This window comes from Micromonospora sp. CNZ286, assembly GCF_014207755.1.
Genome location: NZ_JACHIZ010000001.1, coordinates 747,211 through 757,436, shown reverse-complemented (window position 1 = coordinate 757,436; position 10,226 = coordinate 747,211). Strand labels below are relative to the sequence as shown.

General features: G+C 73.4%; 7 protein-coding genes. 3 read left to right on the top strand and 4 right to left on the bottom strand.

Translation table 11 applies throughout. From position 1 onward, the window contains the following. Positions 1–241: 241 nt before the first annotated feature. Positions 242–2,209, top strand: a complete 1,968-nt coding sequence (locus FHX31_RS03615) for a penicillin-binding transpeptidase domain-containing protein (protein WP_184975078.1) — start codon at positions 242–244, stop codon at positions 2,207–2,209. Between the two features lie 10 nt (positions 2,210–2,219). On the opposite strand, the gene FHX31_RS03610 is transcribed toward FHX31_RS03615, so the two are convergent. From FHX31_RS03610 to icmA, 3 genes are all read right to left on the bottom strand, one after another. Continuing rightward, positions 2,220–3,389 carry an arginase family protein gene (locus FHX31_RS03610; protein WP_013288193.1) on the bottom strand — a complete coding sequence of 390 codons (1,170 nt, stop codon included), beginning with the start codon at positions 3,387–3,389 and terminating at the stop codon, positions 2,220–2,222. A 58-nt stretch (positions 3,390–3,447) separates the two neighbouring features. Next, the gene (locus tag FHX31_RS03605) at positions 3,448–4,365 is read right to left on the bottom strand and encodes a tetratricopeptide repeat protein (RefSeq protein WP_030271365.1); all 918 of its coding nucleotides are present in this window, start codon (positions 4,363–4,365) and stop codon (positions 3,448–3,450) included. A gap of 178 nt (positions 4,366–4,543) precedes the next feature. After that, a complete protein-coding gene (gene icmA / locus FHX31_RS03600) occupies positions 4,544–6,232 on the bottom strand; it encodes a coenzyme B12-dependent isobutyryl-CoA mutase large subunit (RefSeq protein ID WP_013288195.1) in 1,689 nt (562 codons plus the stop codon). A 318-nt stretch (positions 6,233–6,550) separates the two neighbouring features. Here icmA and FHX31_RS03595 point away from each other — a divergent pair, with 318 nt between their 5' ends. Next, positions 6,551–6,931, top strand: a complete 381-nt coding sequence (locus FHX31_RS03595; RefSeq protein ID WP_013288196.1) for a hypothetical protein — start codon at positions 6,551–6,553, stop codon at positions 6,929–6,931. Between the two features lie 3 nt (positions 6,932–6,934). Here the strand turns inward: FHX31_RS03595 and FHX31_RS03590 are convergent, their stop codons facing one another. Further along, complete coding sequence (locus tag FHX31_RS03590; RefSeq protein ID WP_091330906.1) at positions 6,935–8,578, bottom strand: PucR family transcriptional regulator; 1,644 nt, start codon at positions 8,576–8,578, stop codon at positions 6,935–6,937. Positions 8,579–8,686: 108 nt separating this feature from the next. Between FHX31_RS03590 and FHX31_RS03585 the strand changes: the two genes are divergently transcribed. Continuing rightward, a complete protein-coding gene (locus FHX31_RS03585; protein ID WP_392390790.1) occupies positions 8,687–10,219 on the top strand; it encodes a CoA-acylating methylmalonate-semialdehyde dehydrogenase in 1,533 nt (510 codons plus the stop codon). Positions 10,220–10,226 lie beyond the last annotated feature (7 nt).

The following is a 10,226-nucleotide window of genomic DNA, read 5'->3' as shown; positions in this document are numbered from 1 at the left end:
CAGCCTAGGCCCTACCGCGCGGTACCTCCCGCGGCGGACCACTGGCCGGACGTCCGGATCGGGACTCTGTCCTTTCACCCGTTGCGGGTCCGTGGTCGGCCGCTCGCGGAGTACCCCGACTGGCGATGTTCATCACACTGCCACACGCCGCTTCTGGCGCTGCCGGAGGCCGTGGCGGGGCGGTGGGGAACGCCGGGCCGTACTAGCGTGCAGGGCAGTTGAGCACCGGAGGGACTGCTTCATGCCCGTGTCGTACCCCGTCCGCCCCCGCCGTCACACCCGTCACCGCGCCCTCGCGGCGCTGACCGCCGTCCTGGTCACGGCCGGCGCGCTGACCGGATGCTCCGGGGACGACGGCCCGGAGACAGCCGTCGAGGCGTTCCTCGGCGGCTGGCGCTCCGGTGACCTCCAGGCGGTCGGCTTCGTCGAGCCGACCGGCGGGCGGCTGCCCGCCGGTGAGGTGACCAAGCAGATCCAGGCACTCGCCGGCGCGCTCGCGGCCGACCCGCCGGAGCTGGCCCGCACCGGCGACATCACCACCAAGGGCGACGTCGCCACCGCCCGGGTCAAGGTGAGCTGGGCGCTGCCCGGCGGCGGCACCTGGGCCTACGAGAATCCGGTACGCCTCAAGCGCGGCGGCGACGACCGGTGGCAGGTGATCTGGGAGCCGTCGGTGGTGCACGAGAAGCTGGAGAGCGGTGACAAGATCGCGCTGCGGCGGGAGCCGGCGCAGCGCGCCGGTGTGCTGGACGCGGCCGGTCAGCCGATCGTCGCGCCACGCCCGGTGGTCCGGGTGCAGCTCGTTCCCGGCGAGGTCGACGACGTCCCCGGCATGGTCCGGAAGCTGGACGCCGCGTTCAAGGCGATCCGGCCCGCGCTCACCCCGCCGGTCGACCTGGGCGACCTGCCGAAGCGGCTCAAGGAGGCCAAGCCGGACGGCCTGGTCGAGGTGGTGACGTTGCGCGACGAGGCGTACCGGCAGATCAAGCCGCGCATCTACGACCTGCCCGGCACCCGGTTCGTCTCGGAGCAGCTCATGCTGGCGCCGACCCGCGAGTTCGCCCGGGCGCTGCTCGGCTCGGTAGACCAGGCCACCGCCGACGACCTCCAGGCCCACCCCGACCGGTACGCGCGCGGCGACCTGGTCGGCCACGGCGGTCTCCAGGGCCGGTACGACGAGCGGCTGCGCGGCGTCCCCGGCGTCACCGTGATCACCCAGCGGACCACCCCGGACGGCAAGGTGGAGCCGACCGGCACGGAGCTGTTCCGCGCCGACCCGAAGCCCGGTCAGCCGGTGAAGACGACAATCGACGCGGCCACCCAGAACGCCGCCGACGCCGCGTTGCGCGGGCAGACCCGCCGCTCCGCCCTGGTCGCCGTACGGATCAGCGACGGCGCGGTGCTGGCCGCCGCGAACGGCCCGGGTGCGGCGGGCGACAACCTCGCCTTCACCGCCCAGGTGCCGCCCGGCTCGACGTTCAAGATGGTCAGCGCGCTCGGCCTGCTCGACCGGGGCGCGGTGACGCCGCAGACGACAGTGGACTGCCCGAAGACGTCGACAGTCGAGGGCCGGGTCTTCAAGAACTCGGACAACTTCGAGCTGGGCCCGGTGCCGTTCGCCACCGACTTCGCCAAGTCGTGCAACACCGCGTTCACCGCGCTGGCGCCGAAGCTCGGCCCGGACGGGCTGGCCCAGGCCGGCCGTACGCTCGGCCTGGAGGCCGCGTGGGATCTGGGCACCGACGCGTTCACCGGCAAGATCTCCGCCAACGGCTCGGCCACCGAGCAGGCCGCCGCCGCGATCGGCCAGGGCACCACGCTGGTGAGCCCGCTGGCCATGGCGAGCGCCACGGCGGCTGTGACCCGGGGCAGGTTCGAGCAGCCGAAGCTGCTGCTCGACCCGGCGCCGGCCAAGCCCGCGCCGGCCGGCGAGGCGCTCAAGCCGGAGTCGGTGACGGCGCTGAAGTCGATGATGCGCGGGGTGGTGACAGCGGGCAGCGGCAGCGCGCTGGCGGACGTGCCGGGCGAGCCGGTGCACGGCAAGACCGGCACCGCGGAGTACGACAACAACCCGGCCCACACGCACGCCTGGTTCGTCGGCTGGCAGGGCGACGTGGCCTTCGCCGTCTTCGTCGAGCAGGGCGGGGCGGGCTCGAAGGTGGCGGCGCCGATCGCCGAGAAGTTCCTGCGCGGCCTGGCCGCGAGCTGAGGCGTACCGGTCAGGCGATGTCGATGCCGGAGCGGGCCGGGTCCGGCTCGTCTCCGGCGGGGGCGCGGCGCAGCAGGCCGGGCCCCAGCGGGTCGTCGCCGAGGTCGTCGCCGACGGTCGGGTCGGGGCCGATCGGCTCCACCGCGACCGCCGGCGCCGGTACGGCCGCCGGGGCGGGCAGCGGCTCGGGCTCCGGCCGGCTGTCGGCGGCGCGGGGCGCCGGTGCGACAGGCCCGGCCGGCAGCAGCCGGGGCGGCACGGCACCCGGCGCGACGACCGGGGCGAGCCCGGCCACCACTGTGTTCACGATCTCGGCCGCGTACGCCCCGTCCGGGTCGTAGTCGGGGTCGAAGACTGTCAGCTCGACGCCGAGGCAGTGCGGGGTGTCGACCAGCCCGGCGAGCAGGATCTCCAGCTCGGCGAAGGCGATGCCGCCCGGGTCGGGCGCGTCCACGGCGGGCATCACCGCCGGGTCGAGCACGTCCACGTCGATGTGCACCCAGTAGCCGGCGCAGTCGACGAGCTGCTCGTGCGCCCACTGAGCGGTACGGGCGGCACCCTCGGCGCGCAGCGCCGGCACCGGCCGGGTGGTGATCCCGGCGGCCTGGAGGTCGAGCCGGTACTCGTCCTGCGCGCGGATGCCGAGCACCACCACGTCGATGTCCCGGAAGTACGGCCTGCGGCCCTCGATCGCGGCCAGGTCGGGCTGTCCACGGCCGGTGACCAGGGCCAGGTCCTCCCCGGCGGCGGCGCCGACGTAGGAGGCGTTGCCGGGGTGCCGGAAGTCGGAGTGGCCGTCGACGAAGACCAGCCCGATCCGCCCGCCGACCGCCTCGCCGAGGCGGTGCATGGCCAGCGCCGAGCCGAGCAGCACCGAGCAGTCACCGCCGAGCACCAGCGGGAACTCGCCCCGGTCGATGATCGCGCCGATCCGGTCGGCGAGCGCCACCGAGTACGCGGAGATCTCCGGCGCGTGGCAGACGCCGTCGCCGGGCCGCCAGTCGCCCGGGTCGTACCGGGGCGGGGTAAGGCAGCCGGCGTCGCGGGCCCGCAGCCGCGCGAGCAGGCCGTGGTCGCGCAGCGCACCAGGCGCCTTGCCGCACCCGGGGACGGAGCTCGCGGTGGGCGGGCGCAGTCCGAGGTTCGTCGGCGCGTCGAGGACGGCGATCCGGCGCATCATGGGCTCCCGTCCTCGGCGGTCGGGCGGGCCGGCGGTGCGCCGGCCCGCGCGGGTTGACTCAGAACAGCGCGCTGGCCAGGGCGCGTCGGGCGGAGGCCACGGCGGGGTCGTCCGGGCCGGCGATGGTGAACAGGCCGAGCAGGTGCTGGCGTACCCGGTCCCGGTCGTCACCGGCGGTGCGCCGGACCAGGCCGACCAGCCGCTTGTACGCCTCGTCGGCGAGGCCGCTGAGCACCTCGATGTCGGCGGCCAGCAGCTGGGCGTCGACGTCGTCGGGGGCGGCGGACGCGGCGTCGAGCGCGCCCTGCGGGTCGGCGCCTGCCACCCGGCGGGCCAGCCCGACCTGCGCCAGGCCCGCCTCCGCAGCCGCGTCCGCCGGCGACTCGGCCAGGATCTTCCGGTACGCCGCCTCGGCCGCGTCGAGGTCACCGCTCATCAGCGCGTCGTCGGCGGCGTCGAGGCGCGGGTCCTCCGGCTCGGCGACTGTGACGCCACCGGCCTTGAGGACCGCCTGGAGCCACTGTCGCAACTGCGACTCCGGCACCGGGCCGGGGAAGGCGTCGATCGGACGGCCGCCGACGATGGCGTACGTGGTGGGCAGCGTCTGGAGCTGGAACATCTGCGCGAGCCGCGGCTGCTGCTGCACGTCGACCCGGGCCAGCAGCCACGCTCCGCCGCCCTCGGCGGCCAGCCGCTCCAGCACCGGGGCGAACTGGTCGCTCTCCGGGTAGCCGGCGGCGCCGAAGAAGACCACCACCGGTGTGGTGAGCGAGCGTTCGAGCACCTCGGACTGGATGTTCGCCTCGGTCACGTCGATCACGGCGGCGGAGCCGGCGGGGCTGCCCGGCAGCCCGGTCGGCCCAGCGCCCTGGGACGGTGTGGCGGAGGAGGTGTCGGCCGGTGCGGGGGTGCGCAGCGCGCTGAGGTCGACCGCGCCGCGGGTGAAGATCGACGAGGTGATCCGTGGGTCGCTCATGGTTGTCTAGTCTCGCACGTACGCGACGGATCTCCGACCAGCCGCGACGGCGACAGTCACCACTCTCCCCCAGCTCAGCCCGCCCGCAAGGAAGGGCCCCCTGTTAACGCCTCCGGTAGAGGAAGGGCCCCTTCTTAACAGCAGCTGTTAACAAGGGGCCCTTCCTTGCAGAGCCGGGTCAGAAGCGGGCGGGCTCTCGGTAGACGCCCCACTCGGCGCGGAGGGCGTCGCAGATCTCGCCGAGGGTGGCCTCGGCGCGGACCGCGTCGAGCATGGCGGGGATCATGTTCTCGCCGGTCCTCGCCACCTCGACCATCCGCGCGACGGCGGCGGTGACCGCGGCGTCGTCGCGGGCCGACTTGCGCTCGGTCAGCACCCGGCGCTGCTCCAGCTCCACCTCGTGCGAGATGCGCAGGATCTCCAGGTCCTTGGCGACGGTGCCGGTGTGGCAGTTGACGCCGACGATCCGCTTGTCGCCCTTCTCCAGCGCCTGCTGGTAGACGAACGCCGACTCGGCGATGTGCCCGGTGAACCAGCCGTCCTCGATGCCGCGCAGGATGCCGGAGGTCATCGGGCCGATGGTGTGCGGACCCTCGCCGCCGAGCTGCTTGATCCGGGCGAAGATCTCCTCCGCCTCGGCCTCGATCCGGTCGGTGAGCGCCTCGACGTACCAGGAGCCGCCGAGCGGGTCGGCCACGTTCGTCACCCCGGTCTCCTCCATCAGCACCTGCTGGGTACGCAGGGCGATCTCGGCCGACTCGTCGGTGGGCAGGGCGAGTGTCTCGTCGAGGGCGTTGGTGTGCAGCGAGTTGGTGCCGCCGAGCACCGCGGCCAGGGCCTCCACGGCGGTGCGTACCACGTTGTTCACCGGCTGCTGAGCGGTCAGCGACACCCCGGCGGTCTGCGTGTGGAACCGCAGCCACTGGGCCTTCTCGCTGGTTGCGCCGTACACGTCGCGCAGCCAGCGGGCCCAGATCCGGCGCGCGGCGCGGAACTTGGCGATCTCCTCGAAGAAGTCCACGTGGGAGTCGAAGAAGAAGCTCAGGCCGGGGGCGAAGGTGTTCACGTCCAGGCCGCGCGACAGGCCCAGCTCGACGTACCCGAATCCGTCGGCCAGCGTGTACGCCAGCTCCTGCGCGGCGGTCGAGCCGGCCTCGCGGATGTGGTAGCCGGAGACGGACAGCGGCTTGTACCGCGGGATCTCCCGGGCGCAGTACTCCATCAGGTCGCCGATGAGGCGCAGGTGCGGCTCGGGGTCGAACAGCCACTCCTTCTGCGCGATGTACTCCTTGAAGATGTCCGTCTGGAGTGTTCCGTCCAGCGTGGACAGATCGGCGCCCTGCCGTTCGGCGGCGACCAGGTACATGCAGAAGACCGGCACGGCCGGGCCGGAGATGGTCATCGAGGTGGTCACGCCGGCCAGGTCGATGCCGTCGAACAGCACCTCCATGTCGGCGGCCGAGTCCACAGCGACACCACAGTGGCCGACCTCGCCGAGGGACTGCGGGTCGTCGGAGTCGCGGCCCATCAGCGTCGGCATGTCGAAGGCGACGGAGAGACCGCCGCCGCCCGCGCCGAGGATCATCTTGTAGCGCTCGTTGGTCTGCCGGGCGTTGCCGAAGCCGGCGAACTGCCTGATGGTCCAGGTCCGCCCGCGGTAGCCGGTCGGATACAGACCCCTGGTGTACGGGAACTCGCCCGGCCAGCCGATCCGCTCGAACCCGGGGTACGCGGTGTCCTCCGGCGGGCCGTACACCGGCTCGACCGGCATTCCGGACAGCGTGGTGAAGTCCGCGTCGCGCTTGCGGGCGGCGTCGTAGCGGGCCTGCCAGCGGGCCCGACCGGCGGCGATCTCGTCAGCGTCCATGCGCGGAGCTCCTTCTCAAGTCGTCGTCCCGAGTCCGAGTGTAGAGCGAGATCCTGAACGATCCTTAAGGGCTCGCGTACCGGCCGGTAACCCGGCGACCGGCCCCGCCGGGGCGACCCATCACCGTCGATCCGCAGGTCAGGGCGCTGTCTCACGTGGCGGACGACTGCCCGGCGCAGCCTCCCGGCAGCCGGGTTCCCGTGCCACACTCCCGCCGTGGGCAATCGAATCGCGACCCGGCTGATTACCTAGGCGGCGTACGCCTCCGCGTGCGTCGCCGGCCAAGCGATCCTGTCGGCTCGTCCTAGTGAGGCCCCCGTGAGCGTGTCCGCATCCACCCCCGCAACCGTCGACCATCCCCGGCCCGCCCCCGGCCGCCCGTACGACGAGCCCGCCGCCGAGCACGGCACGCCGAGCACGATGGTGATCCACCTCGGCGTCGGCCACTCCACGACCGGCCTGCTCAAGGTGCTGTCCGTGCTGCACTCCCGCCGGGTCGCCGTCTCACACGTCCAGTACGTGCAGTGCCCCGACCGCTCCGCGGTGATGATCGTCGAGTGCACCCCCGGCACGGCGCCGCTGGAGACGGTCCGCAAGAGCGTCGCGAACGCCGTACCTGTCGTCAGCGTCAGTGTGCACAGCGCGCCGGCCCGCGACGGCGTCCGGCGCCTGCGGTCGGGCCGCGGCACCCACAGGTGACCGTCAGCCGGTGGGCTCCGGGCCACCGGCGCGCATGACGTCCCGGGCGGTGAGCGCCACGTGCAGCGACAGGCGCCGCTCGCTCGAATCCAGGTCGACGCCGAGCACCCGCTCGATCAGCTCCAGCCGCTGGTAGAGCGCCGACCGCGACAGCGACATCGCATCCGCCGCGCGCCGCTTGTTGCGCCCCTCCACCAGGTACGTCTCCAGCAACGCGACGTGGTTCGTGCCGTGGCGCTGGTCGTAGGAGAGCAGCGGGCCCAGCTCGCGCTCGACGAACGTCTGGAGGCGCACGTCGTCGCGCAGCAGGTACAGCAGGCCCCGGAGACGCACGTCGTGCAGCCGGTAGAACGGGCGCGGCTCGGCGGTGTGCACTGTCGCATCGGCCACCTGCGCCGCCTCGACCAGCGAGCGCCGGGCCAGGTCGAGCGTCCGGACCACCGACCCGGCGGCGACCACGACGTCCGCGCCGGCCCGGTGGCCCGCCCGGGTGAGCGCGGCGGACAGGCTCCCCAGCGCCGCCTCGTCGGAGCCGGTCTCGTCGAGCGCGACGAGGAGGGTGACGCCGGTGCCGCCGACCGCCTCGTCCACGTCGCCGGCGAGCGCGGCGAGCCCGCACTCGCGTACCGCCGTCTCCACCGCGTCGAGCAGTGCCCGCCGGTTCGCGTTCCCGTCGGCGCCGGTGCCCGGGGCCGGCCGGCGCCGCCGGACCACGACGCCGAGCAGCAGTCGCTGCTCCAGGACGACACCGAGCCCGCGCGCCCGCAGCGCCACGTCCCGGGTGGGCGCGGAGTGGTTGACGATGCTCAGCAGCAGACTGCTGCGGGCCTGCCGCTCGACCGACGACGAGTCCCGGGCGACGAGCTGGTTCAGCGCGATGGTGGACGCGGCGCGTTCCAGCAGCACCCGGGTCCGGGCCGGTGGCTCCTGGTCGCACAGCAGCACGAGACGCCCCCACCGGTTGCCCCGCGCCTCGACGCTCGTCACCAGCCAGCCCGATCGCGGCTCGTAGCCGGTGCCGGACGGGACCTCGACCGCGCGCGAGCGGGTCTCCCAGCGGTCGAGCAGCTCCTCGGCGGTCAGCGGGCCGGTCTCGTACGCCAGCACCTGGTGGGCGAGGTTCTCCAGCACGGCGGGACGCCGGGACAGGCGGGTGACCTCGCGGAGCACCTGCCGGGGCTCGGCGCCCTCCACCGACAGCTCGGTGAAGATGCGGTGGATCTCGTCCTTCGCGAGCAGGTCCGCCGTCTGCTCCTCGACGATCACCGAGTGGACGACCTCGGTCACCGCGACGAACCGCATCTCGCGCCGCAGCGCGATCAGGGGCAGGTTCCGGCTGCGGGCGTGCTCGACCAGCCCGGCCGGCAGCGTGCCGCCGAACCGGCGGCCCAGCTCGACCACCACACCCGCCACCCCGACGGCCGCCAGGCCGTCGATCCACCGGCGCAGCCCGTCGTCGTCCGGGGGCAGGCCGATGCCTGTGGTCAGGACCAGCTCGCCACCGCGGAGCAGGTCGGCGATCTCGGGGATCTCGGCGACGTGCACCCAGCGCACCGGCGCGTCCAGCCGGTCCCGGCCCGCCAGGACGCGCGGCCCGGCCTGCTGCAGAGCCGGCAGTTCGAGCACGTCACGGACGGTCATCGGCATCGGAGCGCCTCCCCCCTCTCCTCCGGCGCACAGTATGTGCGCTTCCCGCGGACGGGAACGACACAGTGCCCATTGCCCGGACCTGGGGAAGCACAGATGATCCCGGGCATGACCCAGACAGCACCCGGCACCGCGCCCGCTCCCGTCCCGCTGGAGCGGGTGACCCACTGGATCGACGGCAAGCCGTTCGCCGGCGTCACCGAGCGTACGGCCCCAGTTTACGATCCGGCGCTGGGCGCGGTCCGGACGGAGGTGCCGCTGGCCTCGGTCGACGAGGTGGACCAGGCGGTCGCCTCCGCCGCCGCCGCGTTCGCCTCCTGGCGGACCTCGTCGCTGACCAGGCGCACCCAGGTGCTGTTCGCGTTCCGCGAGCTGGTCAACCGGCACAAGCAGGAGCTGGCCGAGCTGATCACGGCCGAGCACGGCAAGGTCGTCTCCGACGCCCTCGGCGAGGTCACCCGCGGCCTGGAGGTCGTCGAGTTCGCCTGCGGGATCCCGCACCTGCTCAAGGGCGGCTACTCCGAGGGCGTGTCCACGAACGTGGACGTCTACTCGATCCGCCAGCCGGTCGGCGTCTGCGCCGTCATCTCGCCGTTCAACTTCCCGGTGATGGTCCCGATGTGGTTCGTGCCCATCGCCATCGCGGCCGGCAACACCGTGGTGCTCAAGCCCAGCGAGAAGGACCCGTCCGCGTCGCTGCTCGTGGCCCGGCTCTGGGAGCAGGCCGGCCTGCCCGCCGGCGTGTTCAACGTCGTGCACGGCGACAAGGTCGCCGTGGACCGGCTGCTGGAGCACCCCGAGGTCAAGGCGGTGTCGTTCGTCGGCTCCACGCCGATCGCCCGGTACGTGTACGAGACCGGCACCCGCAACGGCAAGCGCGTCCAGGCCCTCGGCGGCGCGAAGAACCACATGGTGGTGCTGCCGGACGCCGACCTCGACCTGGCCGCCGACGCGGCGGTCAACGCCGGGTTCGGCTCGGCCGGCGAGCGGTGCATGGCCATCTCGGCCCTGGTGGTCGTCGAGCCCGTCGCCGACGACCTGGTGGCCCGGATCCGGGAGCGCATCGCCACCCTGAAGGTCGGTGACGGGCGGCGCTCCTGCGACATGGGTCCGCTGGTCACCAAGGAGCACCGCGACCGCGTCGCGTCGTACCTCGACGCGGGTGTCGAGGCCGGCGCCGAGCTGGTGGTGGACGGCCGCGACGTGCGGGCCGACGGCGACGAGTCCGGGTTCTGGCTCGGGCCGAGCCTGCTCGACCGGGTGTCGCCGGAGATGAGCGTGTACACCGACGAGATCTTCGGGCCGGTGCTCTCAGTGGTGCGCGTCGGCAGCTACGACGAGGCGCTCGCGCTGGTGAACGCCAACCGGTACGGCAACGGGACGGCCATCTTCACCAACGACGGCGGCGCGGCCCGCCGCTTCCAGAACGAGGTCGAGGTCGGCATGGTCGGCGTCAACGTGCCGATCCCGGTGCCGATGGCCTACTACTCCTTCGGCGGCTGGAAGGACAGCCTCTTCGGCGACTCGCACGCCCACGGCGCCGAGGGCGTGCACTTCTTCACCCGCGGCAAGGTCGTCACCTCCCGGTGGCTCGACCCCAGCCACGGCGGCATCAACCTCGGCTTCCCCGAGAACGTCTGAGCAGCGG